Origin of the sequence: Moorena sp. SIO3E8, assembly GCF_010692445.1 — a bacterium.
Classification (GTDB): domain Bacteria; phylum Cyanobacteriota; class Cyanobacteriia; order Cyanobacteriales; family Coleofasciculaceae; genus Moorena; species Moorena bouillonii.
In genome coordinates, this window is sequence record NZ_JAAHHM010000030.1 from 1 (window position 1) to 17,124 (window position 17,124).

General features: G+C 42.0%; 13 protein-coding genes. 2 read left to right on the forward strand and 11 right to left on the reverse strand.

Annotated elements, in window-relative coordinates; translation table 11 throughout:
* Positions 1-290 precede the first annotated feature (290 nt).
* The 8 genes from F6K46_RS15335 to F6K46_RS15370 form a co-directional block, all read right to left on the reverse strand.
* Positions 291-1,316: a glycosyltransferase family 2 protein gene (locus tag F6K46_RS15335; protein ID WP_075905602.1), complete on the reverse strand. Its 1,026-nt coding sequence runs from the start codon at positions 1,314-1,316 to the stop codon at positions 291-293.
* A 40-nt stretch (positions 1,317-1,356) separates the two neighbouring features.
* Entirely contained in the window at positions 1,357-2,382 is a 1,026-nt protein-coding gene (locus F6K46_RS15340) for a glycosyltransferase family 2 protein (RefSeq protein WP_075895530.1), read from the reverse strand.
* A gap of 151 nt (positions 2,383-2,533) precedes the next feature.
* Positions 2,534-4,891: a lipopolysaccharide biosynthesis protein gene (locus tag F6K46_RS15345; RefSeq protein ID WP_075895528.1), complete on the reverse strand. Its 2,358-nt coding sequence runs from the start codon at positions 4,889-4,891 to the stop codon at positions 2,534-2,536.
* Between the two features lie 60 nt (positions 4,892-4,951).
* Positions 4,952-5,935, reverse strand: coding sequence for a glycosyltransferase (locus F6K46_RS15350; protein ID WP_075895526.1), 984 nt, complete (start codon positions 5,933-5,935; stop codon positions 4,952-4,954).
* 78 nt (positions 5,936-6,013) lie between these two features.
* Positions 6,014-7,252, reverse strand: coding sequence for a capsular biosynthesis protein (locus tag F6K46_RS15355; RefSeq protein ID WP_075895524.1), 1,239 nt, complete (start codon positions 7,250-7,252; stop codon positions 6,014-6,016).
* Positions 7,253-7,327: 75 nt separating this feature from the next.
* Complete coding sequence (locus tag F6K46_RS15360) at positions 7,328-8,857, reverse strand: hypothetical protein (protein WP_293057878.1); 1,530 nt, start codon at positions 8,855-8,857, stop codon at positions 7,328-7,330.
* A gap of 266 nt (positions 8,858-9,123) precedes the next feature.
* On the reverse strand, positions 9,124-10,185 hold the full coding sequence (locus F6K46_RS15365; protein WP_075895520.1) for a polysaccharide biosynthesis/export family protein: 1,062 nt from the start codon (positions 10,183-10,185) through the stop codon (positions 9,124-9,126).
* 347 nt (positions 10,186-10,532) lie between these two features.
* On the reverse strand, positions 10,533-12,200 hold the full coding sequence (locus F6K46_RS15370) for an alkaline phosphatase family protein (RefSeq protein WP_293057874.1): 1,668 nt from the start codon (positions 12,198-12,200) through the stop codon (positions 10,533-10,535).
* 1,302 nt (positions 12,201-13,502) lie between these two features.
* Here F6K46_RS15370 and F6K46_RS15375 point away from each other — a divergent pair.
* Complete coding sequence (locus F6K46_RS15375; protein WP_293057871.1) at positions 13,503-14,270, forward strand: WecB/TagA/CpsF family glycosyltransferase; 768 nt, start codon at positions 13,503-13,505, stop codon at positions 14,268-14,270.
* A 180-nt stretch (positions 14,271-14,450) separates the two neighbouring features.
* Here the strand turns inward: F6K46_RS15375 and queF are convergent, their stop codons facing one another.
* The 3 genes from queF to F6K46_RS15390 form a co-directional block, all read right to left on the reverse strand.
* Positions 14,451-14,870, reverse strand: coding sequence for a preQ(1) synthase (gene queF / locus F6K46_RS15380; protein WP_070390575.1), 420 nt, complete (start codon positions 14,868-14,870; stop codon positions 14,451-14,453).
* Positions 14,871-14,884: 14 nt separating this feature from the next.
* Positions 14,885-15,307, reverse strand: coding sequence for a hypothetical protein (locus F6K46_RS15385; RefSeq protein ID WP_070390574.1), 423 nt, complete (start codon positions 15,305-15,307; stop codon positions 14,885-14,887).
* A gap of 83 nt (positions 15,308-15,390) precedes the next feature.
* Positions 15,391-15,756, reverse strand: coding sequence for a hypothetical protein (locus tag F6K46_RS15390; RefSeq protein ID WP_293057865.1), 366 nt, complete (start codon positions 15,754-15,756; stop codon positions 15,391-15,393).
* Positions 15,757-15,920: 164 nt separating this feature from the next.
* Here F6K46_RS15390 and mnmA point away from each other — a divergent pair, with 164 nt between their 5' ends.
* Positions 15,921-17,009: a tRNA 2-thiouridine(34) synthase MnmA gene (mnmA, locus tag F6K46_RS15395; protein WP_293057862.1), complete on the forward strand. Its 1,089-nt coding sequence runs from the start codon at positions 15,921-15,923 to the stop codon at positions 17,007-17,009.
* Positions 17,010-17,124: the final 115 nt, after the last annotated feature.

Genomic DNA, 17,124 nt, shown 5'->3' on the forward strand with positions numbered 1-17,124 from the left:
GCAACTCCTCAGTTTGACAACTAATACAATTGTTTCAACTTATAGTTCCACACCAACGACAAACAAAGGATATTTTCCACATCTGCTCACTATTTTGTAAACAAATATTAAGTTCGCCAGCGGTATCAGAATTGGGGGGATAGGGGGGCGAAATAAACTTCACCGCGTAAGTCCTGTAGATGCTACAGATAGTTAATGGGTAATGGATGATTGACAGAGGCATTATCCATTACCCATTAACCAGCATGCATTGGTAGCAGAGCTTTACCTATTTGCTAATAGATGAAATTTCATGTACCTCTGATTGCTTGAGAAATCCGGCGCTTTTGTGAAGACCCTGTGGTTTTTAAAGCTAAAGCTTCTATATGCTTGTAAAGATTCTCAGGTATAAGCCAGAGCAAATAGGCCGCAGCCCCAGTTAACACGGTACGACGTGGTTCTTCCCAGAGCATCTGCCAGTAGCTCCCCAGAGCTTCGTTGAAGAATTGGACAGCCATGGCACCATCTCTCAAGGTAACTGCCCGACGAGCTAGATACCTCGAATGGTAAGCACGGGCGCGGTTTTCCCACTCAACCACCACCTCAGGAGCATAGGAACGAGTCTTCTCAATTACCTGTTCCCAAGACCTTTGTTTTTTGAACAAGTTAGCTGATATACCACCAGAATTTACTCGGTATAGAGTCAAAGAGTCAGGAATGCCTTCCAGGTGCCAATTGGTTTGGATAGCAATGCGAAACCAACAATCCAAATCCTGTGACCCTTGCAATCCCTCATCCCAATAAAGGTCTTTGGTCTTTCCGTCAATAGTCTCTTGGTACTTAATAGCTTCAAATACCTCCTTGCGGAACACAGCACAGGAGCCATTACTAATAGGATTACGGCAAATGATGTCACCCATGGTGATGTCCTTTAGCTTGGGTAGTTGATAGATTCCTAGGGAATTTCCTGCTTCATCGATAAACCCAGAACAGCTAAAGCTAATCCCCAAATTGGGATTGTTTTCCAAATGTTCAATATGTTTTTCTAGCTTTTCAGGCAACCATAGGTCATCGCCATCTAAAAATGCTAAATACTCTCCCTGGGCTTGGCGGATACCTTCATTCCTTGCTGCATTAGCTCCCTGATTTTCCTGACGAATAATTTTGATTCTGGGGTCTAGGAACTGCTGGCAAATCTCTACACTTTGGTCAGGAGAACCATCATCAATCAGCAAATATTCAAAACTTTGGTAAGTTTGATCCAAAACTGACTGTACTGTAGCAGCAATATACTTCTCAACGTTGTAGACTGGAGTGATGACGGAAACTTTTTTCATTTTATAATCCATCTTATCTTATATTGAATGACTAAGACAATTATTGTCCAAGTTTGTCTTGTAAAATCTGACGTCTTTGGATCATTCCCACTACTTTGACAGCCAGAACTTCGAGGTAGTAATATAGGGGCTTAGGCAACAGCAAAAGTAAATAGGCAGCAGCCAAAGTCCGAAGGGTACGGCTTGGTTCTTCCAAGAGAAGACGCCAGTAAGTTGCCAAAGCACCATTAATTAGTTTGACAGACATTGGTCCATCTTTGAGACGTACTGCACTACGAGCAAAGTTTCGCAATCGATAGGCCAGGGCTAAATTTCCCCACTTCTCAATCAAGTCAGGAGCGTAGGAGCGAGTTTTTGCTAGTACTTGTTTCCAGGAATCTAACTGTTTGACTAAGTTCGCTGAAAGACTGGCTGAATTCACTCGATATAGGGTTAGTGCTTCAGGGATTCCCTCAATTTTCCAGTCTGTCTGAATCGCAATACGTAGCCAACATTCAATATCTTCAGCGCGGCGGAAGTTTTCATCAAAGTAAAAATCTTCTGTAGTGCCGTAAAGGTTATCTTGATACCTAATCGCTTCAAAGACTTCCCGTCGAATTACCGGAGCTGAACCATTACCAATAGGACTAGACCGGAATAAATCTGATCGGGTAATGTTCTTTAACTTAGGCATTAGATAAGTTTTCAATAAATTTCCCGATTCATCAATCAATGCAGAACGGCAAAAACTAACCCCTACCTCTGGAAATTTTTCTAAGTGTTCAATATGTCTTTCCAGTTTCTGAGGCAACCACAAGTCATCCCCATCTAAAAAGGCTAAATAATCTCCTTTGGCCTGGCGAATTCCTGTATTTCGCGCTCCAGCAAGTCCCCGATTAGTTTGATGAATAATCTTAATTCGATGATCCGAAAATTCTTGACAAATTTTTATACTACTGTCTGGGGATTCATCGTCAATAATGAGCACTTCAAAGTTGGTATAGGTCTGGTCGAGAACAGACTGCACCGCTGCTGCAATATAGTTTTCAACTCCGTAGACTGGAATAATGACAGAAACATGTTTCATTGTTTGGACACTGGTTTTCAAGAGAACTAGTTTTGATTTAAACGTTTTTTAAAAAATTAATCCTGAAATAGGTAAAATAGATAAATATATGAAACTGACAACTGACCACTAAAAATTACCTCGTGAGCACTATTATCCTCCCAGAAACTGATCACAATTTTCTGCCCAAGTTTACTAGACTGTCTGGCATTTGTGATCTGGTGGGTAAGGTAGGACCGGCTACCAATTGCAGTTGGGGATAATACATAATAGATGAGTCTGACTTAACTAGTTCCCATTGGCTTAAAACAGAGGAATAGACGGTTTGTGCAATGCGTAAATCTCGTTCTAGAATTTCCAGAGTCAAGGCATCTTGGGACATTTTGCTAAGTTTTACTTCAAGCTGAGAAATCTGAAACTCTAGATCCCTGGCCTTGTCCTCACTACCTTGTAGTTGTGGTTTAATATCATCCATTTCTAAGGGTGGATCATCTTGGAATAAGCTAGCTTGAGGCTGATGGTGAACAGGATTCATCACCTGAGTATTTGTACAATGACTATGATCAGACTGAGTCGGTACTAGCTCAGCTAGCAATTCAATCTTTTTGCGCCGTAATTCAATCTTTTTGCGCCGTAGTGCTTCTATTGTCTCTAAGAGCTGGTGTAAGGGCAATCCTATGTTCGCCGTTTTTTGAGCTAGGCGTTGCTGTGCTTTTTCTAGATCGTTTTCGGCTGACTTTATATAAACTGGGATAGTCTTTTGTTGTTGAGCAATTTCTTGCTTTCTGAGTTGTTCCAGTCTTTTGTTAAACGCCTGATTAATAGCGAAGGCTCTTCGTTGCGCTTCCTCAGGGGTGACTCCTGAAATTTCAAAAACCATCATTGTAGAGTTATCGATTAGTTGAATCGAAGGCTTATCTAAGCTATCTACAGATATATTTAGCTGCTTTGCCGCTTCTTCTAAAACCCCCACACTTTCAGCTATCAACTTCAGGTGTTTTCTGGGATCATCGAAGCGATCGCTTAACCCGGCACTGCTATTACTGTTATTACTGTTATTACTGTTATTACTGTTATTACTGTCAGGATCACGAAATTCAGAACCCTGAGTGTTAGGGAATGTCCCACTACTGGCTAATGATAATGTCCATTGGCTGACATAAAACTGATCAGTATCAGTCTCATCGTGAGATTGGAGTATAGTATGAGATTGGAGTACAGTATTCTCTAAGGCTACAGGAGAGGTTTCAGGTTTAGCAAAGACATACCTAGCAGACCAAACCACAAATAAGGGAATTAAAAGCGCATGAACCAGTAAAACCGATATAGCGACCGTGATGATTCCCCATTTCACTGCTATCAGTAGACTACAGGAAAATATCATGGTAAATAATACATTCCAGAGCAAGCCAATGTGCGGTTTTTCAATGGCTGCTAAAAGCTGAAATCCAGCAATATCAAAGGGTCTAGGAATTGCTGATAAGCAAACTAAAATGACGATGGGAACCACCATACTCCAGCCTTCCGTATGAATTTTTTCCCCAACCATAATCGGAATATAAAACGGAACTAGACTTGATTGTAAAGCAACAAAACCAACAATCACTCTTCCAATCGTCTTCAGACTGTTAAAGTATGTTTGCTTAAATTTCGATAAGTTTGTCCGTACTTCACATAGGGCAGGGTATAAAGCAGTAGTAATCGATTGGACGATAGTTAAGCTAATTCCCAAGCCAGCATTGTAAGCAAAGTAGTAAACACCTAATAGGTCAATTCCTATAAAGCGACCAATGATAAGATAGTCGAGAGTTTCCCTGAGAGTCTTTAAAAGTTCAATCCCCAGGAAATTGATTCCAAAGCGAAAAATCTTACCCCAGTATTTGGTTGTGAAAGAGCCAGTTCTCCGCCAGGGATGTTTGAACAGATAGGTAATGAATTCTATAGGGCTAGCTATTAGTATGGGAAGTACTATCGCCCACATTCCCATATGAAGAACAGCAAAGACAGCCGTTAAAATATTGGAGGTGGCATATCTGAGAGCTCGAGCGGTAGCCGTTATCTGAATTCGATTATCTCTTTGAATTAGTGCTGACTGTACTGCCCCTAAGGGAGCAATCAAAAAGTTAAATGCTAATAGACAAATGGGTAAAATAAGTTGGTTATCTTTATAAAACCACGCAACTGGAAAAGCAGCAAGGCACTGCATAACGAATAGACTTGCAAAAAGTACCCAATTTAACCAATAAGCACTATTACAAATGTCTTCCAGCTCATCGGCTTCCGCCTGTATAATTCTAGCATGAACACCGATCCGCGTTACTGTTTGTGAATATTCATAGGTCGTCAGAACCAGTGCAGCTAATCCAAAGTCATGGGGAGTTAAGAAGCGTGGCAAAATAAACGTTGCACCTAAACGGGAAACCCGAATAAATGCCTGGGCAACTCCCATCCAACCAAGATTGCGAGTAAAAGTGCTTCTATTACCTAGTTTGTGCTTGATGCGACTCCCGATTGTTTTGACAATGTTCACAGTGGATCTCCCATCCTGCCATCCTTTTGATGATTGATATCTATCAAATTATAGTGGTAGTTAGTGCTCTGAAATCATCCGATTATCCACAGATACCATCGGCATTTTCTGGCCGATTAGTTTGATTAAATGTCCAGCTAATTTTTTAGGCATAATTTTGATTATTAATAGTTTTAAAATTAGACGGATAGTTTCCTTACTTAGCAAAAATTTGGGGTAAAGTTTTATGGAATAGCTAAGTTTTTGACTAGCTAGCTTTACTCCTTCATCATCAAAAGCATTAGCTATACACTGCTTAGCCAGATAACGATAGGCATTCGCTAAACTTTTATTTTTAAGAGACTTAAGTTCTGGTGGAGCTGCCTTGAATGCTCTTTCAATTACAATTAGGTTCGCCTTCTCCATCACATCCACTTTAGAGGTCATTGACTGGGAAGAGCGACGGTAGAGAATTTGGTATTTAGGAACAAGTACAAAAGGACATAAAGCTGCTAGCCTGAGGTAATAATCCCAATCTTCAACTGATTTTAGGCATGGGTCAAATTCTCCAGCGGCTTCAATATACTTCCGCTTTACCATGATATTGGAACCACTGGATATGAAGTTACGAATTAGTAATTCGGGATAAACATTACCCTCCCAATAAAGTGGTTGCCAAGCAAACAAAAATTTGCTATTCTCATCTATAAAGGCAGTCCAACTGTAAGCCACTCCAGCTTCAGGATTTTTTTGCAGTGCTGCTAACTGTAGCTCCAATTTATCGGGTTTCCATAAATCATCGGCATCTATAAACGTAATAAATTCGCCCCTAGAGCGACGAATGCCACGATTACGAGCCACTGGCAATCCGCCATTTTCATAGGAGAACACTTTCAATCGATCATCGTTGACTGTACTGATTACATCTAATGTACCATCAGTTGAGCCGTCATTAATAATAATTAACTCAAAATCTGAAAAGGTTTGTGCTTGAATCGATTGGATCGTTTCTAATATAGTTTTTTCTCCGTTATAAACTGGAACTATTACAGATATGGTGGGCATGGCGATTATCCTTTTTTTGTATATAATTATTGCATGGTAATTTCCCACAAAAGGTCTCTAAAAACCCCTTGAGCATTTTTATTTTAGTCCCATCCCTACTACAACCAAACCAGGCCAGTAGAGGTAAGCTAATCCCTCTAGATTTTCCCCAAACGAGAACAGGATACAAACTAGTAGTATTGTTAGTGCTGTTGTGGCAACTTTACTCCTTTGAGCTTTAATTAAAAGCTCTATAAAAGTATAGACTATAGGGATAAATATTCCAATAAAACCGACGATTCCATGAGTATATAAAGCACCATACCAAGTGTGGTGACTCCCAATAGGCATACCAGCGACAACATCAGGGCCTTTACCCACTTTAATGGCATGACCCCAAATCGGTGCATCTTCTTCCCACTTACGGTGAGAAAGCCGAGCTAAGGCCGACCTAACCCGCGACGAAGCAGATCTTTGACCGGAAAAAGAGTCTTTCAAGTTTCTAGCTATCATTAGCAGTTGGGGACCAAATAGACCACCAATAAAACTCCCTATTCCTGCTGTAATTTGGATAGCGGGTTCGGTGAGATTTCCCAAAAATGTTACCAGTATTGGTATACCCACTAAGCAGATTATCCCCATCCGGGACACTGAACCCACAATTGCAGCAGCACAGCCAATCATACCAATAAAACGCCACTTTATGTCCGGGTCTCTACTACTCAGGAAAAAGTGTACGTTACAGGCAAATGCCAATGCTGGAGCCCAAGGCGCAAATAAGAAAAGGCGTGTTTCACCACTTTTTATCACGTAAGGACTTACGGCGTAGTAACGTTGACTGTTACCACCAATTTTTGCCATTAGGGTGCTAGTATACAAGGGCATCTCTAACCCAGTCAGACTTAACCCATAGGTAATTGGCACCAAGATCAGAGTTTGTAGGGAAAGGATAGAAATTGCTCTATAGATTATTTGTGGTCGGATGTTGAGGCAACCAATTAAAGGAAATAAGGCGAGAAGGGCCCAAGTTCTCAAAAAGGAGTTAATAAAAGATTTTATAGTTTTAACAGTTGAGAAACCCCAATCTAAATGACCCACAACTAAGGCTATGCCAATGACTGATATGCAAACAATCCAGACCCATACTCCAATGGGAATCCGAATCCTTTCTTCCGGTGGAGTATCTGATGTTTGCTGCCAAAGCTTTTTAATTAGATAAAAGGTTAGCAGCCAAGCTAGGGCTGGGGCAAAAACAAACTGTGCACCTAAAAAAAATAATAAGTAGGTGGATATTATATAATAGAAAACTACTTTTTCTTCAAAGTTTTGCGGTTTCATTAAAGCCTGCCTAATGGCTTAGGTTACTGGGGCCAGTCTATGATGTCTAGCTTGATAAAAAATGGATTAGTTGCATCAAAAATCTTTTCTTTGGTTCCCCATTGGCGATGTTAAGCTATTAGATGTTGTCAAGCTATTATTTGATGGTTGAGAACGTAAGGGTGGAACATCAGAGTTAAACGATTCTACTTTGTCGTAGATTGAGGGCTGTGATTTACCTTGCAAATGGGGACGTAACCAGAGTAAAAATAGTCCTGCACTAATTAACAATGAACCAGCTGTTGCACCAAGTAAAGCCGATGACTTTTTCGGTGCGATCGCGTCTGGGGGTAAGCTTGGTTCAGCTAGTAGCTGAACTTGAGGATAGGAAAGGGATTGGTTAAATCGACCAATCGCTGATTGAGTTAAGGTTGAAGCATAGATAGTTTCCGCAATGCGCATATTGCGTTCTAGGATCTCCATCCTCAAGGCATCCTGGCTCATTTGTCTGAGTTTGGCTTCCAGCTCAGCAATCTGGTTGCTTAATACCCACGCCCTAGCTTCCACACCCTCTTGCCGTGCTTGCACCTCAACAATTTGGCGCAGCAAATTTTCCCGGGAAGAACCAGTTTCAGGCCCAGAGTTAACACTGAGCTGGTCGATAATTGCCAAAGACATGGGGCGACCTAACAAAGATTGACTACGCTGTAGCAAAGCTGCTTTAGCACTTTCTTGCTTGCTCTTTTCGTCCACTACAGATGGATGTTTTGAACCGTATTTGGAACTCAAAACCGTCAGGGCTGCGGTAGCCTGACTGTATTCCCTTAGGGTTTGCTGAAATATCTGATCAGCCTTAAGTACAAAAGCATCAGCAGCTTGTCCAGACGACAACTTTAGATTAGCTGAGAGGTTGCTGAGATTGGCTTTTGCTTCTCGCCCTTGGGCCAACAAATCGATTTGTTGTTGTCGTAAACTTTCTATAGTGGATGATAGCTGGTTGACTTGTTCTTTAGAGTTCAATCCGGTTCTAGCTTTGTGTTCAGACAGGCTTCTCTGAATGTCTGCTAAATTTTTCTTAGCTGCCTGCAAATCAGCTTGAACTGGTAGCTGATTGTCTACTAATTCTTCTTGCCTAAGTTGTTCAAGTCTATCCTCGAAAGCCTGGTACATAGCAAAAGCTTTCTGTTGGGCTTCTTGAGCAGAGTCTCCTTTGATTTCAAAGGCCATCATAGTTGAATTGTCAACGATTTTGACCCTAGGCTTGCCCAACTCTTGAGGGGACATGTTCAGTACACTGGCAGCATTCTTCAGTACCGGCTTACTTTCCGCAATGAATTTCATCTTTTCCCTCGGGTCATGGGAGCGATCGCCAAATGGTGACCTAACATCTGAACTCGCTCCCCCTAATTGTGGGATATTAATTCTGGTGGATGAGCCATTGACAGGAAGTGATACTCTCCATGTACTGGTATAAGTTGGCTGAGCTGATTTCAAATAAAAAAATGTTAAGCCCCAAATTCCGGCATTAATAGATATCCCTAAACACAAGTAAAATAGCCAACGTAGAGGCATGAGATTTGATTTTTCATAGGGATATGGGGCTATAGTCTTATAATTAGTAGTCATTGGAGCATCTCACCTGGCAAATCCACATTTTTAGTTGTAAGTTGTAGTCTTAAGTTGTAGTCTTAAGTTGTAGTCTTAAGTTGTAGTCTTAAGTTATAATTTTTTATATTTTATATGATTAAAGACTTGGCAGATAGTTTTATAGCACTATCAAGCAATGGCTTAAACCCTTAGCCAATACACCCCTGATGAAGAGTCAGATCTCGTGAGCTTATAACTTGTGATAGATATATTAATTATAACATTTGAGCTATCCTAAATATGAATTAGGGTATAAATATGTCTTTAATAATCCGAATGGGATTGAAGATATCGCCAATAAAGTCAAAAACACTTTTGACATTAGTGACCGTTGAATCATAGCAAGCGACACTATCTCTTGGCATCAGCACTGGATTAACTTGCTCATCATTAGGCTTCTTCACCAAGTCCTCTACAGAACGTTCTATTGCCAAAGTTTCCCCAGTAGTACGGTCAGTTTGCAGTAACAGAGCACGGCGATCTGCATTTGTGCTTTCTGTACCTCCAACACAACTAGCAGCAATTACAGCTTGAGATAGACGGGAGCCATATTCAACTTCCTGGATTCTAAGCTCACGTCCATTATTGGGATTAGTCAAATTGGATAAAAACACAGGAATAGTTGAGGGAGTAAGCTGGGAAGGTCTGGCTAGATAATATTGAGGCAACTCCCGAGTAGGAACAATGATTTGGTCTCCAGCAATCAAGGGAATATCTTCTACTGGTGATCCGCTGAAGACACCAGATAAATCAATTACCTGTTCTTGTTCACCCCGAACCAAGCGCACCTGTTCAATGTTAGCATTTGGTTTGATGCCACCAGCCGTTAAAATAGCAAAGGTTAGGTAGCGTTCTGGAGGATAGTCTCCTGAGACAGTAGCAATCGATGCCGGTAAGTCTCGACCTTTAGAATCCGTATCATTAATCAAAACCCGACCAGGTTCAAAAACAGCTCCTCCGACAGTTACCTGAATTGGAGCCCACTCAAACAGTTGAATGCTGACTTTAAGGAAATCAGGCTGAAAAAAGCCCCCTTCTAGCAAAGCCTTGACTAGGTCTTCCTCGATTTCTGATACTTCTCGACCCGCTGCCGCTATAGGATCTAGGTAGGGAAACTTGATGTAACCATCCAAATTAACTTCATAGGTGGCACTGAAGCGTTCAGCTTCCGGGATTTCTTCTTCGCCAGCCACAAAGAGTCTAAGGCGATCGCCAGGAGACAGTGGTAGAGCCCAACTGGGAACTGATACACCTATTGCTGCTACGGTAGTAATTAACCCTGCTATCCAAAACTTGAGAATGGACATTGAAGAATCTGTGGGTTTACAACTATTACTTAGTGCTATTACTTAGTGATAACACTTAGTGATAACACTTAGTATAGGGGGGTTTCTGTGACTGTTTGAGTGTTGAGTGACGATCAACACTCAACAAAAAACATTCAACAAAAAACACTTAATCACATTGCGACTAACTAAACTATGTAAGTAACTATAGCGTTTGTATATAGGTTGTAAACAGCCGTATTGCCGAAAAATGCAAGAGGCAAGAGCCATCGATCAAAGAGGGGCAAGAGCTCCGGAGTTTTATTGCAAAATCACAAAAGACCTTCTAGGTTTACATCTCAAATACAAACGCTATGGTTAAGTTTAAGTTAACCAACCACAACAGTTTCTTTAATTGCCGAGAGGGGCTTACCCTGAAAATACTCAGGAATCGGCGCTCCCATCAAATTCAGAATAGTGGGGGCTAAATCTAGAGAATGACCAGCTGGTAAACTAGAACCTGGCTCAATATCTTGTCCTTGAATCACCAAAAAGCCATCAGAGCGGTGAGAACCAGTACGATTAAAGGGCACTGGACCAATCCGTCCAATATCGGGACTATCTACTACGTCAGTGGCATATTTTTCTTGCCAGATCACGACTAAGTCACCATCAGGTAATTTGGGACCAGTTTCAGTTGCCGATTGGCGGGTGCGGATAATTTCCTTCACCATTGGTTCCCCAGTGCGAGCATCTTTAAGCTGGTAGAGTTTTTGAGTCAATTCCTCACATACAGCATCGTACTGATCAGGGGCGACAATACCGTGAGGTTCCCTTCCCTGGAGATTAATCCTGATATATCCTTCTGAATAACTAGGCAGCGCGAATGCTTTCATCTGAGGCCAGCAGGGTTGGTACCACGATGGACTCTGGAAGAAGAATGGATCGGATTCTGCCTGCATCTTGAACGGAGAAATGAGATCTGGTCCAGGAGTGGAACCAAACAAGGGTGCGATAGGATTGAAAAGTTTGGTAGGGAGTTGACGTCTTAAAAAACCTTTGAGTGGATTCGATTCATGCTTGAGGCTCCACACTTTACCCATCCAACCCTTTTTCGCCCTGGCATCATTGACTAGGGGTTCTGGGGGTTGACCATAGTTGCCACGAGCAATGCCATATTTACCTGGGAAACTCCAGCGATAGAGAAATTCTGGCAGGAACAACATACTCGGTAGATCCATGACGTTAGACCCCATACCATGGGCAGCAAATACTACGACCTGGGCATTATCCGGGGCTTTGCTCACAATTCCACCAATGGCTTCGTCAATAGCTTCAAAAATTTCTAACACGGGATCTCCAGGGCATTTAGCACCTACAGATGGGTAGAGAGGATGATCCTGCTGACTCAGGTGCCAGAAGTAATGCCCTGCAGTATGGGTTTCACCAAAGATTGTTAAGAAGAAATCCCACGGCATCTGCTGCAACAAGTCTTGACAAATGGCACCCCGGCGTGCGATACCAATCTCCAGTTGTTCCTGAAGACCCTTGAGTGCTGCCACATCCATAATACTGGCATGGTCTTTGCGTAAGACAGGATGCTCACCATGCTTATCAATCACATCCTGTAGCAAGGATTTGGGTATGGAATGACTGGGAGTCTGAGGAGAGTGAGCTCCCCAAGCAAGGACTTGCAACCCATTGACCTGATTGGAAAGGGGAGCTTGAGGCATATCAAAGACTGCCACCCGATAGTCATCTCCCAAGGCATAGAAGGGTTGATACTCAGCAAAGTCGTAGGCTTGAATGTCTTCTACTTCGTAAGTGCCTTCCTTAATTTTCAGAGGTGCCCAGTATCCTGTTTGCTCAGGAGAACAACCAGTGAGGAATGTTGTCCACGGAGTCTCAGCCCGGTAGTATTCGTATGTCTTTAGACGTCCGTAAGATCCCTGTTCTCGTAAGCGACGCAGATTTTTCAGATGCCCTTGAGATATCCATTGCTCTATCAAGGCAGGGTCGGCAGCATCCAAGCCAATGGCAATTACTGGGTTTCTCATGGTTTTGGTTGGTAGATCTGTGGGTAATTTTCTGGTAGGTTAATTAGTGTGCCTAGTTTAGCTCAGCATCTAACCCTACAAATAACAATAGTCGGCTTCACACAGATGAAGGTTGAAGGATCGATGAATCTTAGAGTGGACTTTTATAAAGTTTCTGTAAAGACTACTGCTATCGATCACACTATGTAGTCTCATTGTATAAGTAGCAAAGAGTTGAGGCATTTGTTAGCTCGACTAATTCTCAGACTCGGCTGGTGAGCTACTACCTGCTAAAAAATCTTCTTAAAATAAGCCATAAACCTGATCAAGACTACCTGATCAAGACAACGACTCGTGATCAGTGAAAATTACCATCGTTAGCTCATTTATGTAGAGTCGATGAAGACTATTTAAAGATTTTATTAAGCTCAGAGAAAATACTAGCCGGGACTCGCCCATAGGCTATGATATTAATGGTAAAATCCACCATTAACTAACCATCAATCAACCATAAAGGAGGACTGGTGCAACCGTAAAAACCAGTAGTTTTAATTAAAGTAAATACCTAATACATAACAACTAAATTAAGCATAAATCAAGCCTAAACCAGGCTATCCTTACTAAGGATTATAGAAAGGAATTGAATTGAGGTTTTTAAGCTCTAAACATCTAAGCAGATCGGGATTTACTAGGAGGATGGAAAACGTAATTCATTCCTAGACAGACTGATTGATTAAATCAGAGTTGACTCTAATCTATAACGTTATGATTAGTCACCAATTATCCCATCGATACGATCTAGTTCACGGTGTGACAATTAGATGAAATATTTCGTTAAATAATTAACACTGTAATGATCGAAATTAATCGCTTATTAACACAATAAAGTAGAGCTTAATGCTAATGCAAAAATAGATTTATGTCAAATTTATGAGATAGTTGTTATAAAACCCTGGTGTAATCTACATCAAGGGATTACTGTTTTTTTGATTAGGGAATATCTATAGGTTCAGCTATCTATAAAACAGGTGCCCTTGACCCGTGGCGAATTTAATTACGGGTCAAGGGCACCTAAGGGTATTTACCAATTTTTCAGAGCTACTATAGTCAAATTTATAGTCAAATTACTAAAACTGTGATAATGTAATTTTATTCTTTCCCAAATAAAATCTTGTTCGAAACAGTATCAAGCTAACTTGGTTAGCTGATCGGTAAATGGTAAATTGACTGAGTTTGGTTCCAAGTCTGAAGATTGTTGGGAAAAAATTGACTGTTTTTATTGCTTATCCCTTAGTTAGGAGAGACATCGTCAAAAGGTTAAACATGAGAGAAATAGTCAAAATATTAAACTTAGAGATTGATAATATATCAAAGTCAGAGCTTTTAAAGCGGCTCGATAGCGGGGTTATTTTTACTCCCAATGTCGATCACTTAGTCAAGCTACAAAAAGACCCTGAATTCATGAAGGCATATAGAATTGCCGATTATAGATTATGTGATAGTAAAGTTGTGTATTATGCGTCGAGATTCTTGGGGTCACCCATACAGGAAAAAATTTCTGGATCTGACCTTTTTCCAGCTTTTTATGATTATCACAGAAACAATGAGACTATTAAAATATTTCTCTTAGGTGGACGAGAAGGAGTCGCTAAAAAAGCTCAAGAAAATGTCAATGCTAAAGTTGGCAGAGAAATTGTTATCGCTGCGCACTCCCCATCATTCGGATTTGAAAAGAATGAAGCTGAATGCCAAGAAATCATAGAAATGGTTAAGAACTCTGGAGCTACAGTACTAGCTGTGGGAGTTGGTGCGCCTAAACAAGAAAAGTGGATACACAAGTACAAAGATCAATTACCAAACATTAAAATCTTCATGGCAGTAGGTGCCACCCTTGATTTTGAAGCAGGCACTAAACCAAGGTCGCCTGAATGGATGAGTGATGTAGGATTGGAATGGTTACACAGGCTATTATCTGAACCGCGACGGTTGTGGCGGCGATACCTATTTGATGCTCCGGTCTTCCTTTGGTTAGTGTTGAAGCAAAAACTCAAGAGTTATCTGTTGCCACCAGCTAGGGTCAATCTGAATTGAGCCCAAGTTACATCGTTTCGGTTTATATCGAAATGGTTTGGAGGAAAACCTCGAAGATCCAAAGGACAGGAACGGAGGGAGGGACAAAATTGATCATTCCGCCATTCTCTTAGGTCACTGACCAAGCTAACTGGATCCTCAAGATTACCGATTACTGATTACCGATTACTTTTGTATTAATTACTTTTGGTGTCGCACTTCTACAACGGTGTGAACATTACCCCGTGGGTTATAATCCCCCTTGATGGTGACTTCTTCTGGGTTACAGGCGGCTACGAAGTCATCTAAAATTTGGTTTATACTCTCTTCGTGGGAGATGTAGCGATCGCGGTAGGTATTGATATACAACTTAAGCGCCTTTAGTTCTACCACCAGTTCATTGGGAACGTAGGTGATGTAAATTGTGGCAAAGTCCGGATAACCAGAAAAGGGGCACTTGCAAGTAAATTCCGGTAAGGTGATGTTTATGTGATAGGGACGACCGATACGGGGATTTGGAAAGGTAATAAGTTTGGCTTGGGCAATTTCCTGTTCACCGTATTTAATCTGGGGTGTATCTACTTCTGGTGATGCTTGTTCCTGGGTAAAGGAATTACTCATTGGTTTTGCTAGGATTAGAAACGATTTGAGGAATTTCTAGGATGGGATTCCCAGTCAGGACAATCTTCTGTGTCCCAACCATAGGGATGCATAGCGCAGACTAATAAATTTCCACCATAGGCTTGACCGTGATAATGACGGCAACCTATGCAGGCTGGATGTTTCTGTGAGGATGGTGTCACGGAATCAGGAAAATCCTCGTCTGTTTCACTGACCATAACCTCAAAGTCAAAATAAATCTCAACAAACGGTTCAACAATATCTTGCAAACACTGGTCAATGTCCGCACCAATGGCATTGTCTACCTGATTGGCAAACTCCTCAACTTCATTGGCAAACTCCTCAACCGCCTCACTGACACCCTCGAAGAACTCATCGACCATATTAGCCACTGATTCGAGGGTTTCAAAAATACTTTTAGACCAATCATCTTCCATAGTAAATAGTTACTCAACAACCATCATGTGCTCAAACCCTGTTGTTGACAAGTTGATTATAAGTGCTAGATAAGTGCTATAAGTTAGCGCTTGAGCCGACGTAATTCTTCTTGCATGGCTTGCACCTGCTGCCGTAGTTTGTCAACATCCTGCTCTTGGGGTGGTGCTGATTCTTCTTCATCAGCAATAATCTCAATCCGGCGCGGCTCAGGTTTAGGATCATTAGGGTTAGCTTGAGAGGATTGCTGTTGCCCCTGTTGCACTAAATCTTCAACCAGTTTACGGGCTTCTTCGGTAGTCATTTCCCCTTTTTCTACCAGTTCATCTACCAGTTTCTGAGCTTGACCTCGCACTTCTGACAAGGTTCCCCCAGCTTTCTCCCCTGCTGCAGCAGCTATACCAACGCCTAGATAAAACGCTTTTTGAACCAAATTTCCAAAACCAGCCATGAACACTGATACTCCGAGAGTTCTCCTATTACTCTATGATTCCAGGATAGGAGTGAAATCCCACTTTGCCCACTCGACTTCAGTTAGACGGACTTAAGGGTCAGCAGGATTACAATAATAATATACAATGCCATACCTCGCTAAGGTAGAAATCTGTTGAGTTCATGAATAAAGTTGTCGTTGGCTTGTCTGGCGGAGTAGACAGTTCCGTAGCTGCCGCCACCCTCTATCACAAAGGATACGAAGTTGTCGGATTGACCCTTTGGTTAATGAAAGGGAAGGGTCAATGCTGCTCTGAGGGAATGGTCGATGCAGCGTTTATCTGTGAACAATTAGGGATTCCCCACCATATTGTGGACAGTCGCGATGTTTTTCAGGAAAACATTGTGGATTACTTAGTCTCGGGTTACCAATCTGGGATTACTCCACTCCCCTGTTCTCAGTGCAACAAAGCAGTAAAGTTTGGTCCGATGCTGACCTATGCCCATGAGACATTGGGGATTGACAAAATAGCCACAGGTCACTATGCCCGGATTACTTATGATGCCGAATGCGATCGCTATCAATTGCGGCGAGCACTAGACTTGACAAAAGACCAGTCATACTTCCTGTATGACTTGACTCAAGACCTGCTGGCGGCTTCCCTATTTCCTTTGGGAGAACTGAAGAAAACAGAAACGCGACGCCTTGCTGCTGAGTATAATCTCAAGACTGCTGATAAACCAGAAAGTCAGGACTTGTGTTTAATCGAATCCCACGGTTCCATGCAGAAGTTCCTGGACAAGTATATTTCCCAAACCACAGGTGACATCGTGGACTTGGATGGGAATGTGGTCGGGCAACATCAGGGAATTCACCACTACACCATTGGACAACGGAAAGGGCTAGGTATAGCTGCTCCCAATCCCTTGTATGTGATTGCCCTAGATGCAGCCAGGAATCGGGTAATTGTAGGGGAACGCCACCAAGCCACCCAACCTGAATGTACGGTTCATCGGGTCAATTGGGTATCGATTCAGGAACCTACTGTTCCGATTCGAGCTTCTGTGCAAGTTCGCTATCGCTCACCTGCTGTACCTGTGAATGTGATTCCTCTAGAAGGAAATCGGCTCAAATTAGTGTTCGATGAACCACAATTCAGCATCACCCCAGGACAGGCTGCTGTTCTGTATGACGGGGAGCTGGTGCTTGGAGGTGGCATTATTGAGCAGTTACCAGAGAAAATAGCAAATGGCAAATTGGTTGAAGGTTGAAAGTTGAAAGTTGAAAGTTGAACGTGATTGGGTGGCCTTTTGGCCAAGGTTGAACGCGATTGCGTGGCCTTTTGGCCAAGGTTGTTCACCCAAGGCGATTCGGTGTAGGGTAGGT